This window comes from Flavobacterium aestivum, from assembly GCF_026870175.2.
In the GTDB taxonomy this organism is placed as follows: domain Bacteria; phylum Bacteroidota; class Bacteroidia; order Flavobacteriales; family Flavobacteriaceae; genus Flavobacterium; species Flavobacterium aestivum.
Map to the genome: position 1 here is coordinate 1,634,279 of NZ_CP113977.2, position 18,670 is coordinate 1,652,948.

Consider the following 18,670-nt stretch of genomic DNA (forward strand, 5'->3'; position numbering starts at 1 on the left):
TCTTTTTTTTATATCTTTAATGTAAGTTTTGATGTGATTAATTGTCAAATACATAAGAGATGAAAATTGTAAAACATTCGGGAGTGATTGTTGACTTTAATCGCTCAAAATTGAAGGAGTCTTTACTAAAGTCAGGAGCAACTCCAGCAGTCGTTGATGATGTTTTACAATTGATTGAAAAAGAAGTTTACGAAGGTATTTCTACCAAACATATTTATAAAATGGCTTTTGGTCTTCTTAAAAAAGCCTCCAATTCGCATGCAGCCCAATATAATTTAAGAGAGGCGATTCGGTTATTGGGACCTACAGGTTTTTTTTTCGAAAAATTTATTGCTCGACTCTTTGCTTCTGAACATTATGAAACCAAAGTCAATTTGAATCTGCAAGGCAAATGTGTTTCCCATGAGGTCGATGTTTTGGTTAAGAATAATAATGTCATAACCATGGTAGAATGTAAATTTCATGTTGGGAGAGATGCTGTTACAGATGTGAAAGTGCCTATGTATATATTATCCCGCTTTAATGATTTGAAAGAGAGACAGCATGAAATATTTTCCAGAGGGGAAAGTATTTCAAAATGTTGGATTATTACCAATAATCGATTTAGTACAGACGCAGTAGATTTTGCAGAATGTTCGGGTATTAATTTGTTGAGTTGGGACCATCCTACAACCAATAATTTAAAAAACAGAATAGATAATCACAGGTTGTATCCGATAACTTGTTTGACAACATTGTCTCTTTCTGAAAAAGAAAAATTATTGATTTTGGATGTTATTTTAGTTCAGGATATTATTGATGATAGAACGTATTTGGAGAAAATTGGTTTGAGTCCCAAAAGAACTAAGAATGTGATGAAAGAAGCATCAGCATTGTGTAGGTTTTAAAAACATCTAAGTTGCTGAGAATCTTAGAGACTAAGTGCTTAAGAATCTCAGTATCTTAGAAACTTAGCATCTTAGTAACTTAAAGAATAATAAAAATGAAAATCACATGTATTGGAGGGGTAGGAACGGTTACGGGTTCAAAAACTTTGGTAGAAAGTAACGGAATTCGAATTTTAATTGACTGTGGACAATTTCAGGGATTAAAGGAGCTCAGAGAACACAATTGGGAGCCTTTGCCTATTTTGCCTTCAACGATAGATTTTGTATTGTTAACACATGGTCATTTAGATCATTGCGGCTGGTTGCCTAGGTTAGTAAATCAAGGCTTTGAAGGGAAAATATATTGTACAAGCCCAACAGCAGCTGTTGCTAAGCTTATTTTATTAGATAGTGCCAAAATTCAAGAAGAAGATGCTAAGTTGGCTAACGAGGGAAAGTATTCGAAACATGAAAAAGCAGAACCACTTTATACTGTAGACCAGGCAGAAAAAGTTTTTCCTCGTTTTAGAGTGATTAATCCCAATGAAATAATTGATTTAGATGCTGAAATTGAAGCTGTTTTTTCAAATGCGGGACATATACTTGGAGCGTGTTCTGTAGAGCTTCGACTCGAAAATAAAGTTTTAGTTTTTTCGGGAGATATTGGTCGAGATAATGATGTGTTGATGTTTCCTCCTGTAAAGCCTAAAAAAGCTGATTATGTCTTTCTTGAAAGCACCTATGGGGATAAGCTACATCCGGATACAGATCCCAAATTAGAACTTGAATTGTATATTAATAGTACAGTACATAATGGAGGAACTATTTTAATACCAAGTTTTGCAGTTGAACGAGTTCAAAGTGTGATGTACTTGCTGTGGAAATTGAAAGAAGAAGGTAGGATACCAAATATCCCTTATATTGTAGATACGCCTATGGGAATAAGTATGTTAGGATTATTTACAGCTAATCAAAAATGGCATAAGTTACCTGAACACGAATTTATTGCGATGTGCAAAATGTTTACTCTGATTTCCGATTATCAAGAATCGATTGATACGATTTATAATAAGCAATCAAAATTAGTAATCGCAGCTAGTGGAATGGTTACTGGTGGAAGAATTTTGAGTTATTTGGAACGCTACATTGAATTGCCCGAAACTACGGTGATTATTGTAGGATATCAAGGCGAAGGAACCCGTGGTAGGGAAATGCTTGAAGGAGCTGCAGAGGTGAAAATTCATGGTAAGTTTTATGAAGTAAAGGCCAAAGTAATTGAAATCGAAGGTTTGTCGGCACATGGAGATCAGGAGGATCTAATTAACTGGCTTTCGGATTTGGAAGAAAAACCTAAAAATGTATTTTTGGTACATGGAGAAAAAGAACCAGCCGAAGTGCTAGGGATGAAGATTCAGGAAAAATACGGTTTAGAATGTATTATTCCAATGATGGGACAAGTGTTCGAGTTGTGATTTTCAAATCTATTTCTAAAGTTTAACAAGAATTTGATTTTCGAATAGATTATTAATATTAATTTTGCAAAATGAATTTCAAAAAACAAATAAGCATATTTCTTGCGGTTTTACTATTGGTTTCCAATGTAGGGCTGGCTTTTAATGTACATTATTGCGGAGGAGAAATTTCCTCAGTTTCTTTGAATTCGGCTTTGCCATCACTAAAAAGTGAAAAAGGTTGCTGCGAAAAAATTGTTGACAAAAAAGACAGTTGTTGTAAAGACAAGAAAATTGTCATTCAGAAAAAAGTAGATAACGGAATTGTTAAATCATTTTCTTTTCAATTTGATTATACATTTTTGGTTCCGGAACACAACCTAATTGTTTTTACTACTGTACCTAGTTTTAAAAACAATTTGAATCTTTCTTACTATTGTGATGCCAATGCACCACCACTTTTCAAGCTGTACAGCCAATACCTCCTTTACGATAGATTGTAATGTTTAAGCTGAATCAAACCAATTCTTAGTGGTTTGACATTTTTAATCATTAAATCTAAATCATGAAAATATCAATAACAATAGCTTTATTGTTCTTGTTTGTTGCTTTTAATTCCTATTCGCAAGACACTTTGCAGGAAGTAAAAGTAAAAACACAGCGCAAAAGCTTGCAAAAATCATATACCGTAACAGGAAATACATCGTTAATTACTTCTAAGGAATTGCTGAAAGCGGCCTGTTGCAATCTTGCCGAAAGTTTCGAAACCAATCCGTCTATAGATGTTAGTTTTTCGGATGCTTTAACGGGAACAAAACAAATTAAAATGTTGGGGTTAACAAGTCCATACTTGATGATGACCCAAGAAAATATTCCTTCTGTTCGAGGAGCTTCCCAAGTTTTTGGGCTATCCTTTACCCCTGGACCTTGGATAGAAAGTATTCAAATTACCAAAGGAGCCGGGAGTGTGGTAAACGGCTTCGAAAGTGTTTCCGGACAAATCAATACAGAATTAGCCAAGCCATTATCAGGTGATCCATTTTTGTTGAATATATATGGATCTACAGATTCTCGTTTTGAATTGAATGGTAATTTTAATAAAAAACTGTCTGATAAATGGGCTACTAGTTTATTCCTGCACGGTAATATAAGAGATTCTAAAATGGATAACAATAAGGATGGTTTTCTGGATAATCCTTTGCAAAAACAAATCAACTTGCTTAATCGTTATCAATACTACAATCCTGAATCTGGTTGGGTTAGTTTTATTAACTTCCAGTATATGGATGATGCGAAATTGATGGGACAATTAAGTTTTAATCCTGATACAGATAAGGGGACAACCAATTCTTGGGGTTCTGAAATCGATACCAAAAAAATCGATATATCTACAAAAATAGGTTATGTTTTTAAGGATATGCCATATCAAAGTATTGGCTTTCAAAATGCATTTTCAAGTTATGACCAAAACTCTTATTTTGGTTTGAATGGATACAATATCAAACAAAACAGTTTTTATTCAAACTTGATTTTTAATTCGATTATCAATAACGAAAAAAACAAGTTTGCTACAGGTTTGAACTTTACATATGACGATTATATTGAGTTTGTCAATGAAACAAATTACAGTAGAATTGATAATACAGTAGGAGCCTTCTTTGAATATACTTATGATAATCAAGATGATTTTAGTTTAATTCTTGGAGGTAGAGTAGATTACGGGAATCGTTTAGGTGTTTTTGTTACACCCAGATTGCATATAAAATACAATCCGTGGGAGAAAGGGGTCTTGCGAGTATCAGCCGGTAGAGGAAAACGTAGTGCAAATATTTTTGCCGAAAATCAAACGCTTTTTGCTAGTTCCAGAGTCTTTGATATTGTAAATGCCGATGGTAAAATATATGGATTGGATCCTGAAATCGCGTGGAATTATGGTTTAAGTTTTATGCAAGGATTTAAACTTTTTGGTAAAAAAGGAGATATAACCGCCGATTTCTACAGAACTAATTTCCAAAATCAAGTTGTGGTAGATGTTATGAAAAGTCCTCAGGAAGTGGTGTTTCATAATTTAAATGGAGTTTCTTATGCTAATAGTTTTCAATTGGAATTTAATTATGAGTTGGCGAAGCATCTCGAATTAAGAACGGCTTATAAATATTATGATATCAAAACAGATTACTTCACAGGAACGTATCAAAAGCCTTTGCAGGCAGCCCACCGTTTTTTTGGAAATTTAGGGTATGAAACCCATATATTAGATAAGGGACAACAATGGAAATTTGACTTTACATACAACTGGATAGGGAAGCAACAATTGCCTTATACTGCATCTAATCCTGTTGCATATCAACTCCCAAATTATTCGCCATCATATTCTTTGATGAATGCGCAAATTACTCGAGTATTTTCTAGTACTTTTGAAGTGTATGTAGGAGGAGAGAATATTGGGAATTATACCCAAAATCAAGCTATAATAGATGCTCAGAATCCTTTTGGTCCTTATTTTGATGCTACTATTTTGTATGCGCCAGTATTTGGGCAGATGTATTATGCAGGATTGAGGTTTAAAATAAAATAAGAACAATAATCAGTAACAAAAAATAATTTCAAATTTTAAAACATATAAAATGAAAGCAAATATTCAAAAACTCGGAATAAACAGCAATATGATTAAGAGTATAGTTGCAGTTTTACTAATGACTATTGTAGGTTTTTCAGCTCAAGGTCAAGAGAAGAAAAATAAGAATGCTAAATATACAACTGAAGTAAACGGAAACTGTGAGCAATGCCAAAAAAGAATTCAAAAAGCAGCATATTCAGTACCAGGAGTAAAGTCGGCTTCATGGAGCATTGAAACGCATCAATTGTCCTTAATTGTAAATGAAGAAAAGTGTTCATTAGCAGATGTAAAGAAAGCGATTGCTAAAGTAGGACATGATACCGATGATTTAAAAGCAACAAAAGAAGACTATGACAACCTTCATAGTTGTTGTCAATATGAGAGATAGTTGTAAGGTTTATATGTGTGTTTTTCTTCTTTGATTCTAATAAAAAAAGATTTGTTAATATCGGGATAAAAGCAAACAGGGTTTAATTGAAAAAGTATCGTAATTAGTAATACTATTTATGATACTTTTTTGTTTTAATTAGCGTTAATAAAATTTTAAAATAGAGTAATAAATTGTGGTTGACCTAAATAATTCTTACTTTCACCACCTAAATAAAAAAGCGAAAAATTTATGAGTAATTTTGACTGGACCCAATTATTGAATCCCGAATTTTATATAACTTTTTCAATCGGGGGTGTTCAACTGGGTCTGTACATTGTTTTATTCATTGTTTTTGCTGAAACCGGTCTTTTTGCAGGGTTTTTTCTTCCAGGTGATAGTTTACTTTTTCTTGCGGGAATTTATAGCCGTGATCTAATACAGAATGTCCTTTTTATAGAAAGTGATTTTTTAAACCTTATAATACTTTCCACTTTAGTGGCTGTTTCAGGAGTTTTCGGGAATATGGTGGGCTATTGGTTTGGAGCCAAAAGCGGTTATTATTTATACAACAAAGAAGATAGTTTTTGGTTTAAGAAAAAATACCTTTTTCAATCTAAAGATTTTTTTGAAAAGTACGGTGGTAAGGCTATTATTTTTGCAAGATTCCTTCCAATATTTAGAACTTTTGCACCCATAGTTGCCGGAATTGGAATGATGGATAAAAAGAAGTTCATGTTTTATAACATCCTAAGTTCATTCCTGTGGTCCTTTATTTTAATATTTTCAGGTCACTATTTATATGGTATGTTTTTAGAAAATGGAATCGATTTAAAACAGCATATCGAGAAAATAGTAATCGGAATTATCTTGATATCGACTATTCCTGTTTTGTTTAAAATGTTGAAAAAAAGAGTACATATCAGCTAAGAGATTGTACATAAAAATAAAAAAAACGTCTTGTTTTTAACAAGACGTTTTTTTATGGAAAATAAGTTTGTGAAATATTAGATTACATTGCCATTGGGCTAATAAAAGTTTAGCAATGAAGAATAAAAAATCCGTCAAGAACGAGTTCAAGACGGATTTATATATTAAAATATAATGTTCTGATTACATCATTCCTGGCATACCACCACCCATATGAGCACCTCCGCCTGGATTATCTTCTTTAATGTCAATTAAAGCACATTCAGTAGTCAATATCATTCCAGCAACCGAAGCAGCATTTTCTAAAGCAATACGGGTTACTTTTTTAGGATCAATGATTCCTGCTTTTAGCATATCCACAAATTCATCAGTTTTAGCATTGTATCCAAAATCTCCTGAACCTTCAGTTACTTTTGCAACTACAACAGAACCTTCAAGGCCTGCATTCTCAACAATAGTTCTCAAAGGAGCTTCTACTGCACGAGATATAATTTGGATACCTGTTTTTTCATCTGAATTGTCAGATGTTATAGTGCTTAGTACATTTTTTGCTCTTAATAAAGCTACACCACCACCAGCAACAATTCCTTCTTCAACAGCAGCACGAGTTGCATGAAGTGCATCATCTACACGGTCTTTTTTCTCTTTCATTTCTACTTCAGAAGCAGCACCGACATAAAGAACAGCAACTCCACCAGCTAATTTAGCTAAACGTTCTTGCAGTTTTTCTTTGTCATAATCAGAAGTTGTAGCTTCCATTTGACCTTTAATTTGATTAACACGATTCTTAATCATGTCTGCTTCACCAGCACCACTTACAATTGTAGTGTTATCTTTGTCGATACTTACTCTTTTAGCAGTACCTAACATTTCTAGAGTAGTGTTTTCTAAAGTGTATCCTCTTTCCTCAGAGATTACAGTTCCTCCAGTTAAGATTGCGATATCTTCTAACATTGCTTTTCTTCTGTCTCCAAAACCAGGTGCTTTAACAGCAGCGATTTTCAAGGCACCACGCAATTTGTTTACTACCAAAGTTGATAATGCTTCTCCATCAACATCTTCTGCAATAATCAATAATGGTTTTCCAGTTTGAGCGATTGGCTCCAATACTGGTAATAATTCTTTTAAAGAAGAAACTTTTTTATCATACAAAAGGATGTATGGACTTTCAAGTTCAGCTTCCATTTTTTCTGGATTGGTTACAAAGTATGGAGAAAGGTATCCTCTGTCAAATTGCATTCCTTCTACAACATCTACATATGTATCTGTTCCTTTGGCTTCTTCTACAGTGATTACTCCTTCTTTACCTACTTTTGCGAAAGCATTAGCGATTAATTCACCAATAACTTCGTCATTATTTGCAGAGATAGAAGCAATTTGTTTGATTTTTTCTGAATCACTTCCTACTACTTTGGCTTGTTTGGCAAGATCAGCAACAATAACTTCAACAGCTTTGTCAATTCCACGTTTCAAATCCATTGGGTTTGCACCGGCAGCAACGTTTTTCAATCCTTCTTTTACGATGGCTTGAGCCAATACTGTAGCGGTTGTAGTTCCGTCTCCAGCTAAATCATTGGTTTTTGAAGCTACTTCTTTTACCATTTGAGCTCCCATGTTTTCCAATGGGTCTTTCAATTCAATTTCTTTCGCTACAGTAACACCATCTTTAGTTACATTTGGTCCGCCAAATGATTTACCAATAATTACGTTACGTCCTTTTGGACCAAGGGTTACTTTTACAGCATTTGCTAATGCATCAACTCCACGTTTTAATCCGTCACGTGCTTCAATATCAAATTTTATATCTTTTGCCATTTTAATTTTTGTTTAAAGGTTAGTTTGTTTCAAGTTATCAAGTTGTCTTGATACTTAATTCATTCTACTTAATATTCAGTTTTAGATTATTGCAAGGATATCGTCCTCACGCATTATTAGATAATCTTTACCTTCTAATTTTAATTCCGTTCCGGCATATTTTCCGTAAAGCACAGTGTCGCCTATTTTAACGGTCATGGTATGGTCTTTTGTTCCACTTCCAACTGCTACTACTGTTCCTTTTTGTGGTTTTTCTTTGGCAGTATCTGGAATAAAAATCCCTGACGCTGTTTTGGTTTCAGCTGCTACTGGTTCGATAAGAACTCTATCTGAAAGTGGTTTAATGTTTAAAGTCATGATTTTATTTTTATATTATTTTTTTTATAATGTTTTGATTTCAGAAATTGTGCCATATTGTGTTAACTGACATTTTTTCTTATAAAAAATGCCAGCTTTGACAGGCTGGCATTTTATGTATTTATATAATAGATAAATTATTTTGCTGGAGTTACTGGTGCAGGCGTATTTGCTGGTACAGGTGTGTTTTGAACTGGAGCAGCTTCAGTGTTATCGATGATTTTTGAATCGGAATCACTTAAAGTTCCTGTAAAACTTAATCCTGAAAGCAAAATTAATGCAATTAATATTGTTGCTAATGTCCAAGTACTTTTGTCTAAGAAATCAGTAGTTTTTTGAACACCACCCAACATTTGAGAACCACTTATTGTAGAAGATAATCCACCTCCTTTAGGGTTTTGAACCATTATAACTACGATCAATAGAAAACATACTATTGTAATTAAAACTAAAAAAATTGAAAACATACTATTTATTGTTAATTGTTATTTTGTTGTACTATTTTAATATCCTTTATACGGTCCACAAAGAAACTACTTTTTTCTGGATATTTCAAAATTAATATTTCGTAAGCTTGTATCGCCTTTTGATATTTTTTTTGTTCTAAATATACTTTGGCCAAAGTCTCTGTCATTAAATAGGAATTGTCCTCTTTGTTGAGTTCCAGATTAGGTGTAAAAACTACTCCTGGTTTTATAGGTGGAATTTTTGGACTGGTTTCTATGAACTTATCTATTAGTTCGGCTTTTTTTCTTTTGTCTTCATCAAGAGCAGAGTCTTTTGTCATAGTATTGTCCTCTTTTGTGTTTTCTCTAACTATGGGTTGAATTCTGGAAATTTGAAGCCATTGTTGAAATGAGTGTGTTTCACTTTTAGAAAAATCCAAAGGCTTTCCAATTTCTAATTTCTCAGCAGCGGTTTTTGTTTCTTCTTGAAGTAATTCTATAGGTTCTTCCGTTGCAGGTATATAAATAGATTGCTTGGCTGAATTTACAGTTTCTAATTCTTCAAGAGTGGTTGTTGTTTTTTCTTCAACAGATACTTGCGTGGCTTCTTTGATAGAAGTGAGAATTGACTTTTCTAAAGTATTCGTATTTATTACAGGTTCTGTTATTTCTTCTTTCTGAATAATTATACTGTCTACTACAGTAATGTCAAGTAGTTCTTTTATTTTTTTCTCGTAAATCTTCTTTTGGATGGCAATAAAAGATTCTGAAGTTATAAAATCGAATAATGCAGTACGATCCGTTGTGTGTGCAGCGGCTACTTTTAATGCAAAATTATATTTGTAGCTGTTTTGATTGTAAAGTCCTTTAAGACGCAATGCTCTTGCACTCTGAAAATATGGAAATTCATCCAATACTTTTTCCAGAGCCAACGTTTGTGTTTCGCTGATTTCGTCAGGTTTATTTATTAAATAATTATAGCTACTAACGTTCATTTGTTTTAGTTTTCAATTGTTGGTTATTGTTTGTAGGTTATTAGTTTTTGGTTTTCAATGTTGGTTATTATAAATCTATACTGAAAACGACGGACTAATTACTTTAATAATTACCATTTTGCAAGCGAGGCATTGAAAATATCTTGTGTAATTCTTTCAAAAATTTCTTTTAATGCAGCATCTTTAGTTGCTCCTATCAATTGTTGATTGGCAGGGTAGTCATAATAAAACTCAAAACTTTTCTCAAAATCATCTGCCTCTTTATTTTTGTTGGTAAATCTAACGTTTACTCTAATTCTCAAACGGTTTTGTGCAGCTTGTTGATCTGCAGTTGCAGTCATTGGACTAATTCTGTAATCTGTGATTTCTCCTTCATAGGTTAAATCTCCCCCATTTTTTACTAAATGTAAATTAGTTTGATTCTGAATCAAGTCCTGTAGTGTAAGTGTAAAAGTTCTGTCAATTCCTGGTTCAATCAACTCAGAATTATTTGGAAAGAAATTTACCTGATATGTTTTTGCATCAATTTTACCCGTTCCGGTAAAGTTATATACTGAACAACTGTTTAGGATAAATGAACTAATTATTAATAAGAGGCAATGTGCTTTTTTCATAAAATGTGTAAATTCCAAATTCTAATTTGATACAAATCTCAAATGTACAAAAATCGAATTTGTGATTTTGAATTTGTTTTTTTTGCTATAAATCAAATTGTTTAATTTTTCGATATAAAGTTCTTTCCGAAATTCCTAATTCATCTGCCGCAGCTTTTCGTTTTCCTTTATTCTTTTCTAATGATTTTTTGATCATTTCGATTTCTTTCTGTTCGAGTCGCAAGATTTCTTCCTCCTCTATGGTTTCTGCCAATAGATAATTGTTGTTATCTTGTTCTTCATAATTCTGCTCAATATCAGGTGTGGTGATTAATGAAGTTCCTGGTTCTTCTTCAAAATCTATTTCACTATCTTCTTCTTTAGAGCCGTATATTTTCTTGATGAGTGATTTGTTGGCTTCCTGAACATTGGTATTGCCGCTTTGCATTAATTCTAAAGTCAATTTTTTCAAATCGTGTAAATCACTTTTCATGTCAAAAAGGACTTTATACAAAATCTCTCTTTCGGTATTAAAATCACTGTCGCTTTTTTTGTCTTTAATTACAGATGGTAAATTGTTACTGTCTTCAGTTGGTAAATACGTTTGTAAAGTTGCTGCAGAAATATCTCTGTTAGTTTCTAATACTGAGATTTGTTCGGCAACATTTCGTAATTGACGAATGTTACCGCTCCAGCGAAATTTCTGCAAAAGCAAAATAGCAGTCTCATCTAACCTTAAAGGAGGCATTTTGTATTTATTGGCAAAATCTGCCGCAAATTTTCTGAATAATAAATGAATATCGTCTTTTCGTTCTCGAAGAGGAGGTAAGTGAATGTCTACCGTACTTAAACGGTAATACAAATCTTCACGAAATTTTCCTTTTTCAATAGCTTTAAATAAATTGACATTAGTTGCAGCTACGATTCGGACATTCGTTTTTTGAACCTGAGAAGAACCTACTTTTATGAATTCACCATTTTCTAAGACACGCAACAAGCGTACTTGGGTAGTCAAAGGCAATTCTCCCACCTCGTCAAGGAAAATAGTACCCCCATTTGCCACTTCAAAATACCCTTCACGAGTGCTGGTAGCACCGGTAAAAGCTCCTTTTTCATGACCAAAAAGTTCACTGTCTATTGTTCCTTCAGGAATGGCTCCACAGTTTACGGCAATATATTTTCCATGTTTTCTGTGCGAAAGCGAATGTATAATTCTTGGAATATTTTCTTTTCCCACACCGCTTTCTCCAGCTACCAAAACCGAAATATCAGTAGGGGCAACCTGAATGGCTTTTTCTATGGCGCGATTAAGCTTTGGGTCATTCCCAATAATCTCAAATCGCTGTTTTATTGATTGAACTGTATCCATTTTGTTTTTTTCTAGTATTACACAAATTAGATGAATCTTAAAAAGTGTAAATTTTGCTAATCATTAAAACTTGTATTTTTTTGAATAACTATTCGATTCCCGTTCTTTACTGTTGTGGCTTTGTTAGCGTATCTTTTTGGATAGCAGTTTTTTCAACTTTGTGTTTAGGGAAATATGTTTTAATAACATAGAATGTTGTTCCAAAAGCAATAATAAAAGTAATTAAAACGATAAGTATATTTTTTTTAGACATATAAATGTTTTTCTTTTTTTCTTTTGCCACAAATTACACAAATTTTCACAAATTCTTTTTATATTATTAATCGTTTATGCGTTAAGGATTTGTTTTGAAAATTAGCAATAATTCCAATTTGAGAATCTGCAAGTCTAATATAATTTAGAGTTTGAGCGATATGTTCATTATTGATTTCTTTTACAGATTTGACTTCTAAAATTATTTAATTGTAAAGAATAAAATCAGCATAAAATTTATGAGGAAGAATATTTCCTTTGTATTCAATTGAAAATTCTTTTTCTCGTTCAAAAGGGATATTATTGTTCTTGAACTCTATTTCTAATGCATCTTTATAAACAATTTCCAATAAACCCGGCCCTAAAATTCTATGAACCTCCATGCAAATGCCTACTATTTTATAATTCTCTTCTTGCTTGTAATATTCCATAATTTGTGGAAATTTGGGTAATTTGTGGCTTATTTTTTTTTGACAAAGTTAAAATCTGTGTAAATCTTTTTAATTCGTGGCAAAAAAAATTAATTCATATCACTCAACCCAATCGCTTCACCTTTTAGAGTTCCAGAGGTACAGGAAGTTATTTTTACATTTACAAAATCACCTATTTTATAATTCTCTTTAGGGAAAACCACTGTTATACTTTGTGAATTTCTTCCAGAAAATTCTTCAGTCGATTTTTTTGAAACTTTCTCTACCAATACTTCTACTGTTTTTCCTATGAATTCCTCAGAGCGCAACCAAGCATGTTTTTGTTGTAAATCAACAATTTCCTGTAGTCTTCTTGCTTTGGTAGTTTCTGGTACATCATCCTCCATTTTTCTTCCAGCCAATGTTCCTGGACGTTCAGAATAGCTGTACATATAACCAAAATTATATTTCACATACTCCATCAAACTCAAGGTGTCTTGATGATCTTCTTCAGTTTCTGTAGGGAAACCAGAAATCATATCTTGAGAAATAGCACCATCAGGAATAATAGAGCGAATCTTGTCAATCAGAGCCATATATTCTTCTCTTGTGTGCAAACGGTTCATTTCTTTTAAGATACGATCACTTCCAGACTGAACAGGTAAATGTATATGTTTGCAGATATTAGGATATTTAGCAATTACATGTAAAATACTTTCGTGCATATCCTGTGGATTAGAAGTCGAAAAGCGAATACGCATTTTTGGGAAACCAACTGCAACCATTTCAAGTAATTGGTCAAAATCTACTGCAGTTGCTTTTTGCATTTCGCTTGCATTTACAAAATCCTTTTTCAAACCGCCACCATACCATAAATAGCTATCTACATTTTGTCCCAAAAGAGTGATTTCCTTAAAACCTTTGTTCCACAAATCTTGAATTTCATTCATGATACTTTGTGGCTCACGGCTACGTTCACGCCCGCGGGTAAAAGGGACTACGCAAAAAGTACACATGTTGTCGCAACCTCTCGTGATAGAAACCAATGCAGTAATCCCGTTGCTCATCAATCGAACTGGCGAAATATCACCATACGTTTCCTCTTTAGACAAAATCACGTTAATCGCATCACGTCCTTCCTCAACTTCACTTAATAAATTAGGCAAATCTTTATAAGCATCAGGACCAACAACAAGGTCGACAATTTTTTCTTCTTCTAGGAATTGACTTTTTAAACGTTCGGCCATACAGCCCAAAACGCCCACTTTCATCTTCGGATTAGTGCGTTTCACAGCGTTGTATTTTTCCAAGCGTTTGCGTATGGTTTGTTCCGCTTTGTCACGAATCGAACAGGTGTTCACTAAAACCAAATCAGCATCTTCAAGTACCGATGTTGTATTGTATCCGTTACCAGACAGTATAGAAGCCACAATTTCACTATCCGAAAAGTTCATCGCACAGCCATAACTTTCTATAAAGAGTTTTTTAGTATTCTCAGGTTTATGTTCTAGAACAAGGCTATTTCCTTGTTTACTTTCTTCAATTATCTTTTCCATAGGACATTTTCAAACCGCAAAGATAAGGTAAATGCAAGCATTATGACAAGATGTCAGCCTAAGAATTAACAAAAATTAAGAAAAGTTGAAAGTAAAGAGCAAAAGGCAAAAGCAAAAAAGACAAAGGTTGGAGTCTAAAATCAGAAATCTTAATTCTAAAATTTTTGAAAGGAGCTAATTCCCGCTTTTCGTTACAAGTCCTCGCAAAAAGGTAAAAGTTTCCAGAGTTCTGGAAAGAGCTTCCGTTGGTCGCTTTTCTAGAACAGGAAACTTTTACCTTTTTTTGCTCCGGGCTTTTCACTGTAATCGGGGCTAGAGTATTTACTATTTTTATGGAACTCGAAACTCTTTCAAGAGAAAACCATTGGCTACATTTTTAAACTCAACCAATTGATTTTGAATCCAAGTATCATCATGTCCTAATTCTTTGGCTAGTAATTGAGCCACTTTATTAGAACATTCAATTGCAGCTCGAGCATCTAAAAACAACAAACGAACCCTTCTTGCTAAAATATCTTCTACAGTTGTAGCCATTTCGTAGCGGATAGCCCAGACGATTTCGGCTAAAGTGTAATAGTAGTCAGGATGTAATTTTTCTTTTAACTCAGGTTCATTTTCCTGTAATTGTAAGATAGCGGCACTATCTGTACCATATATATACAAGTGATTTTCTAGGTCAGTTGGGCTGTTTTTTTTATTTCCATGAATAGAAAGATGATTTGTAATGCATTTACTTTTAGGTAACTGATGTACTGCAATTGTTTTGTCAACGATGTCTTCGGCAATTTTTCGATAGGTAGTCCATTTGCCACCAGTGATGGTTATTAATCCAGTTTCGGAAACAATTATTTTGTGACTTCTGGAAAGTTCTTTTGTGTTTTGTCCTTTTTTATCGGGTGCAGCCAAAGGTCTCAACCCAGCAAAAACAGATAATACATCGGCTCTGGTTGGGTCTTTGGTTAAGAATTTTTGAGCTGCTTGTAATACAAAATCAATTTCTTCTTCAAGAGCTATTGGCTCAAGACTTGGTTTCATAATCGGAGTATCTGTGGTGCCAACAATTATTTTTTCATGCCAGGGAACAGCAAAGAGCACTCTCCCGTCACTTGTTTTAGGAATCATTACAGCATAGTCACCAGGTAAGAAGGATTTGTCAAATACCAAATGAATTCCCTGACTGGAAACAATATATTTTTTATAAACAGTATCGTTCATTTTCATGATAGCATTGGTAAACACTCCCGTAGCATTAATAACCGCTTTACTTTGTAATTTATATTCTTTTTCAGATTCTTGGTCAATGGCAATTACTCCCGTGACTTTATTTTTGTCGTCTTTAATTAATTGGGTAATCTTAAAATGGTTGAGTATACAAGCCCCTTTTTCTGCTGCAGTTTGAGCCAGATTTATGGCAAGTCGGGAATCGTCAAATTGACCGTCATGGTAGATAACACCACTTCGCAGCCCTTCTTGTTCTATTGTAGGGAGTAATTCTATCGTTTTTTCTTTAGATAAATAGTTAGAACTACCTAAGCTTAATCTGCCGGCCAATAAATCGTAGAGTTTTAGTCCAATAGTATAAAAATAGCCACCCCACCAATTGTAATTTGGAATGATGAATGATTCGTTTTTAACCAAATGTCCGGCATTTTTCTCCATTAAGCCTCTTTCTTTTAAGGCTTCAATAACCAAAGAGAGATTACCTTGTTCTAAATAACGCACGCCTCCATGAGCTAGTTTGGTACTCCGGCTTGAGGTGCCTTTTGCAAAATCGACAGCTTCTAAAAGTAAGGTTTTGTAACCTCTGCTAGCGGCATCTAGGGCAGTGCCCAGTCCGTTGGCACCACCACCAATAATAATAATGTCCCAAATTTGTGATTGTTTCAGTTTTTCTAACTGTTCGATTCGATTCATTATGTGTTTTTAGTAATTAGGTCAGATTTGTATTAGTAAAATTAATTAATTAAATAGTAGGATATGATTCTGAAGTTAATAATTTGATAGGCTTCACTGCTGTTTGATTATTAAAAATGCTTTGTTTGACGATTTATATTGCTTTTAAAATGGAGTAAAGGTTAATATTTGAAAAAAAAAATTACTTTTGCGATTCAAACAAGAGCAACATGGCAAAGAATTTAGTGATAGTTGAGTCCCCTGCAAAGGCAAAAACAATCGAAAAATTTCTAGGGAATGAGTATCAGGTAGAATCAAGTTATGGGCATATTGCCGACTTGCCTTCTAAAGAAATTGGTGTAGATGTAGAGAATGGATTTACACCCAAATACGAAGTTTCATCAGATAAAAAAGCATTAGTATCCAAGTTAAAAACTCTAGCTAAAAATGCCGAAACGGTTTGGTTAGCAAGTGATGAGGATCGCGAGGGAGAAGCTATTTCTTGGCATCTTGCCGAAGAGTTGAAACTAGATCAAAAGAAAACAAAACGAATTGTTTTTCATGAAATTACCAAGAATGCTATTCTAAAAGCAATTGATAATCCACGAGAAATTGATTATAATTTAGTTAATGCCCAACAAGCACGTAGAGTACTTGATAGATTGGTGGGATATGAATTATCTCCTGTTCTTTGGAGAAAAATTAAAGGAGGATTGTCAGCTGGAAGGGTACAATCTGTTTCGGTTCGTTTGATTGTTGAGCGTGAGCGCGAAATTCAAAATTTTAATGCAGTTGCGACTTATTCTGTAGTTGCAGAGTTTGTGAACGAAGCAGGAAAAACTTTCAAAGCAAAGCTTCCTAAAAATTTCAATACAAAAAAAGAAGCCGAAGATTTCTTAAAACAAAATATCGGTTCTATATATAAGGTAGCGGATTTAGAAACAAAACCTACCAAAAAATCACCAACGGCACCTTTTACTACTTCTACCTTGCAACAAGAAGCAGCTAGAAAATTGTATTTGCCAGTTGGAATCACCATGCAATTAGCACAACGTTTGTACGAAGCTGGACTTATAACTTATATGAGAACGGATAGTGTGAATTTGTCTAAAGACGCCATGGATGCAGCTCAAGCAGAAATTATTAAATCATATGGTAAGGAATTTTCTAATCCTAGAACTTTTGTAAATAAAAGTAAAGGAGCACAGGAAGCTCACGAGGCTATTCGTCCTACGGATATGTCTCGTCATACAGTAGATATAGACAGAGATCAAGCACGTTTGTATGATTTGATTTGGAAAAGAACTTTAGCTTCTCAGATGAGTGATGCTAAATTAGAACGCACCAATGTCAAAATTGAAGCTAATAATCACAGTGAAATTTTTACTGCTTCAGGTGAGGTTTTACTTTTTGAAGGTTTCTTGAAAGTATATTTGGAAGGTCATGATGATGACGATGAAGAGCAAGAAGGAATGTTGCCTTCAATGAAAGTCAATGAAAAATTACAAAATAATTATATAACTGCAACAGAAAGATATTCTCGTGCGGCTGCAAGATATACAGAAGCTTCTTTGGTGAAAAAACTAGAGGAATTAGGAATTGGCCGTCCGTCTACATATGCTCCAACGATTTCTACTATTATCAATAGAAATTATGTAGAGAAAGGAAATCTGGAAGGTGTAGAAAGAAACTATACGCAGCTTACTTTACAATCGGGTGAAGTAGGAGAGAAGTTACTTAAAGAAAATACAGGTTCAGATAAAGGGAAATTAGTTCCTACAGATATAGGGACAATTGTTACAGATTTCTTGGTTAAGAATTTCGGAAACATACTTGATTATAATTTTACGGCAAAAGTTGAACATGATTTCGATGAAATTGCCGAAGGAAATATAGAATGGACCAAAATGATGCAAGAGTTTTACGGTAAATTTCATCCAACGGTGAAAGACGTAGAGGCTAATGCAGATAGAGAAAGTGGAGAAAGAATTTTGGGTATAGATCCAGTTTCTGGAAAACCGGTATCTGTTCGTTTAGGAAAATTTGGCCCAATGGCTCAGATTGGTGCGGCTGATGACGAAGATAAAAAATTCGCCAGTTTAATGTCGGAACAAAATATTGGTAACATTACTTTGGAGGAAACTTTAAAATTATTTTTGCTTCCTAAAAATTTAGGAATGTATAAAAATGAAGAAGTTGAGGTAAGTAATGGACGATACGGGCCATATGTACGTCACGGAGCAGTTTTTATTTCTTTACCAAGAGGCGAAGATCCATTGGATGTAACGATGGAACGTGCTCAGAAATTAATAGATGACAAAGCAATTGCAGATGCGCCAATTACTGTATATAAAGGAGAAGGAGTTCAGAAAGGGACAGGTCGTTTTGGGCCTTTTATAAAATGGAACGGTATCTTTATAAATGTAAGTAAGAAATATGATTTTGATAATTTGTCGCAATCGGATGTAGAAGCATTGATTGAAGATAAATTACAAAAGAATATCGATAAAGTTCTTCATAACTGGGAAGAAGAAGGTATTTTGGTTGAAAAAGCACGTTGGGGTCGTTCAGTAATTACAAAAGGAAAGATTAAAATTGAATTGAGCAAAGATGTTGATGCTACAAAATTGACATTGGCAGAAGTTCAAGAAATGATCGCTAAAAAAACTCCAGCTAAGAAAACACCAGCGAAAAAAGCAACAACTGCAAAAAAACCGGCTGTTAAAAAAGCAGTTGCTAAAAAGAAATAA

16 protein-coding genes and 1 pseudogene are annotated in these 18,670 nt (G+C 33.8%); 7 read left to right on the forward strand and 10 right to left on the reverse strand.

The features are described from left to right. Positions 1-59: 59 nt before the first annotated feature. The 6 genes from OZP08_RS07175 to OZP08_RS07200 all read left to right on the forward strand — a co-directional run bounded on the left by OZP08_RS07175 (position 60) and on the right by OZP08_RS07200 (position 6,234). The gene (locus OZP08_RS07175) at positions 60-887 is read left to right on the forward strand and encodes a restriction endonuclease (RefSeq protein ID WP_281323328.1); all 828 of its coding nucleotides are present in this window, start codon (positions 60-62) and stop codon (positions 885-887) included. A gap of 95 nt (positions 888-982) precedes the next feature. Further along, positions 983-2,338, forward strand: a complete 1,356-nt coding sequence (locus OZP08_RS07180) for an MBL fold metallo-hydrolase RNA specificity domain-containing protein (RefSeq protein ID WP_281323329.1) — start codon at positions 983-985, stop codon at positions 2,336-2,338. A 71-nt stretch (positions 2,339-2,409) separates the two neighbouring features. After that, the gene (locus OZP08_RS07185) at positions 2,410-2,820 is read left to right on the forward strand and encodes an HYC_CC_PP family protein (protein WP_268848958.1); all 411 of its coding nucleotides are present in this window, start codon (positions 2,410-2,412) and stop codon (positions 2,818-2,820) included. A 62-nt stretch (positions 2,821-2,882) separates the two neighbouring features. Beyond that, complete coding sequence (locus OZP08_RS07190; RefSeq protein WP_281323330.1) at positions 2,883-4,895, forward strand: TonB-dependent receptor plug domain-containing protein; 2,013 nt, start codon at positions 2,883-2,885, stop codon at positions 4,893-4,895. An 88-nt stretch (positions 4,896-4,983) separates the two neighbouring features. Further along, complete coding sequence (locus tag OZP08_RS07195) at positions 4,984-5,325, forward strand: heavy-metal-associated domain-containing protein (protein ID WP_432419636.1); 342 nt, start codon at positions 4,984-4,986, stop codon at positions 5,323-5,325. A gap of 231 nt (positions 5,326-5,556) precedes the next feature. Beyond that, positions 5,557-6,234 carry a DedA family protein gene (locus OZP08_RS07200; protein ID WP_281323331.1) on the forward strand — a complete coding sequence of 226 codons (678 nt, stop codon included), beginning with the start codon at positions 5,557-5,559 and terminating at the stop codon, positions 6,232-6,234. Between the two features lie 183 nt (positions 6,235-6,417). Here the strand turns inward: OZP08_RS07200 and groL are convergent, their stop codons facing one another. The 10 genes and pseudogenes from groL to OZP08_RS07250 all read right to left on the reverse strand — a co-directional run bounded on the left by groL (position 6,418) and on the right by OZP08_RS07250 (position 15,941). Then, positions 6,418-8,049, reverse strand: a complete 1,632-nt coding sequence (gene groL, locus OZP08_RS07205) for a chaperonin GroEL (protein WP_268848959.1) — start codon at positions 8,047-8,049, stop codon at positions 6,418-6,420. 81 nt (positions 8,050-8,130) lie between these two features. Further along, positions 8,131-8,406 carry a co-chaperone GroES gene (locus tag OZP08_RS07210; protein WP_281323332.1) on the reverse strand — a complete coding sequence of 92 codons (276 nt, stop codon included), beginning with the start codon at positions 8,404-8,406 and terminating at the stop codon, positions 8,131-8,133. A 137-nt stretch (positions 8,407-8,543) separates the two neighbouring features. Then, positions 8,544-8,873 (reverse strand): preprotein translocase subunit SecG, encoded by a 330-nt coding sequence (gene secG / locus OZP08_RS07215; RefSeq protein ID WP_268848960.1) that lies wholly within the window; start codon positions 8,871-8,873, stop codon positions 8,544-8,546. A gap of 11 nt (positions 8,874-8,884) precedes the next feature. Further along, positions 8,885-9,847 carry a tetratricopeptide repeat protein gene (locus tag OZP08_RS07220; protein WP_281323333.1) on the reverse strand — a complete coding sequence of 321 codons (963 nt, stop codon included), beginning with the start codon at positions 9,845-9,847 and terminating at the stop codon, positions 8,885-8,887. A 110-nt stretch (positions 9,848-9,957) separates the two neighbouring features. After that, positions 9,958-10,461, reverse strand: coding sequence for an LptE family protein (locus OZP08_RS07225; RefSeq protein WP_268848961.1), 504 nt, complete (start codon positions 10,459-10,461; stop codon positions 9,958-9,960). Between the two features lie 85 nt (positions 10,462-10,546). Next, complete coding sequence (locus OZP08_RS07230) at positions 10,547-11,809, reverse strand: sigma-54 interaction domain-containing protein (protein ID WP_281323334.1); 1,263 nt, start codon at positions 11,807-11,809, stop codon at positions 10,547-10,549. Between the two features lie 106 nt (positions 11,810-11,915). After that, complete coding sequence (locus OZP08_RS07235) at positions 11,916-12,092, reverse strand: hypothetical protein (RefSeq protein ID WP_281323335.1); 177 nt, start codon at positions 12,090-12,092, stop codon at positions 11,916-11,918. Between the two features lie 28 nt (positions 12,093-12,120). Then, positions 12,121-12,492, reverse strand: a pseudogene (locus tag OZP08_RS07240) (GxxExxY protein). Between the two features lie 89 nt (positions 12,493-12,581). Continuing rightward, positions 12,582-14,027 (reverse strand): tRNA (N6-isopentenyl adenosine(37)-C2)-methylthiotransferase MiaB, encoded by a 1,446-nt coding sequence (miaB, locus tag OZP08_RS07245; RefSeq protein WP_268848962.1) that lies wholly within the window; start codon positions 14,025-14,027, stop codon positions 12,582-12,584. A 330-nt stretch (positions 14,028-14,357) separates the two neighbouring features. After that, positions 14,358-15,941, reverse strand: coding sequence for a glycerol-3-phosphate dehydrogenase/oxidase (locus tag OZP08_RS07250; RefSeq protein ID WP_281323336.1), 1,584 nt, complete (start codon positions 15,939-15,941; stop codon positions 14,358-14,360). Between the two features lie 209 nt (positions 15,942-16,150). On the opposite strand from OZP08_RS07250, the gene topA reads away from it, so the two are divergent. Continuing rightward, the gene (gene topA, locus OZP08_RS07255; RefSeq protein ID WP_281323337.1) at positions 16,151-18,670 is read left to right on the forward strand and encodes a type I DNA topoisomerase; all 2,520 of its coding nucleotides are present in this window, start codon (positions 16,151-16,153) and stop codon (positions 18,668-18,670) included.

What these genes read in the sequence shown, in the direction of transcription:
- OZP08_RS07175 (WP_281323328.1), top strand. Translation starts at nt 60, where the DNA reads ATGAAAATTGTAAAACATTCGGGAGTGATTGTTGACTTTAATCGCTCA.
- OZP08_RS07180 (WP_281323329.1), top strand. Translation starts at nt 983, where the DNA reads ATGAAAATCACATGTATTGGAGGGGTAGGAACGGTTACGGGTTCAAAA.
- OZP08_RS07185 (WP_268848958.1), top strand. Translation starts at nt 2,410, where the DNA reads ATGAATTTCAAAAAACAAATAAGCATATTTCTTGCGGTTTTACTATTG.
- OZP08_RS07190 (WP_281323330.1), top strand. Translation starts at nt 2,883, where the DNA reads ATGAAAATATCAATAACAATAGCTTTATTGTTCTTGTTTGTTGCTTTT.
- OZP08_RS07195 (WP_432419636.1), top strand. Translation starts at nt 4,984, where the DNA reads ATGATTAAGAGTATAGTTGCAGTTTTACTAATGACTATTGTAGGTTTT.
- OZP08_RS07200 (WP_281323331.1), top strand. Translation starts at nt 5,557, where the DNA reads ATGAGTAATTTTGACTGGACCCAATTATTGAATCCCGAATTTTATATA.
- groL (WP_268848959.1), bottom strand. Translation starts at nt 8,049, where the DNA reads ATGGCAAAAGATATAAAATTTGATATTGAAGCACGTGACGGATTAAAA.
- OZP08_RS07210 (WP_281323332.1), bottom strand. Translation starts at nt 8,406, where the DNA reads ATGACTTTAAACATTAAACCACTTTCAGATAGAGTTCTTATCGAACCA.
- secG (WP_268848960.1), bottom strand. Translation starts at nt 8,873, where the DNA reads ATGTTTTCAATTTTTTTAGTTTTAATTACAATAGTATGTTTTCTATTG.
- OZP08_RS07220 (WP_281323333.1), bottom strand. Translation starts at nt 9,847, where the DNA reads ATGAACGTTAGTAGCTATAATTATTTAATAAATAAACCTGACGAAATC.
- OZP08_RS07225 (WP_268848961.1), bottom strand. Translation starts at nt 10,461, where the DNA reads ATGAAAAAAGCACATTGCCTCTTATTAATAATTAGTTCATTTATCCTA.
- OZP08_RS07230 (WP_281323334.1), bottom strand. Translation starts at nt 11,809, where the DNA reads ATGGATACAGTTCAATCAATAAAACAGCGATTTGAGATTATTGGGAAT.
- miaB (WP_268848962.1), bottom strand. Translation starts at nt 14,027, where the DNA reads ATGGAAAAGATAATTGAAGAAAGTAAACAAGGAAATAGCCTTGTTCTA.
- OZP08_RS07250 (WP_281323336.1), bottom strand. Translation starts at nt 15,941, where the DNA reads ATGAATCGAATCGAACAGTTAGAAAAACTGAAACAATCACAAATTTGG.
- topA (WP_281323337.1), top strand. Translation starts at nt 16,151, where the DNA reads ATGGCAAAGAATTTAGTGATAGTTGAGTCCCCTGCAAAGGCAAAAACA.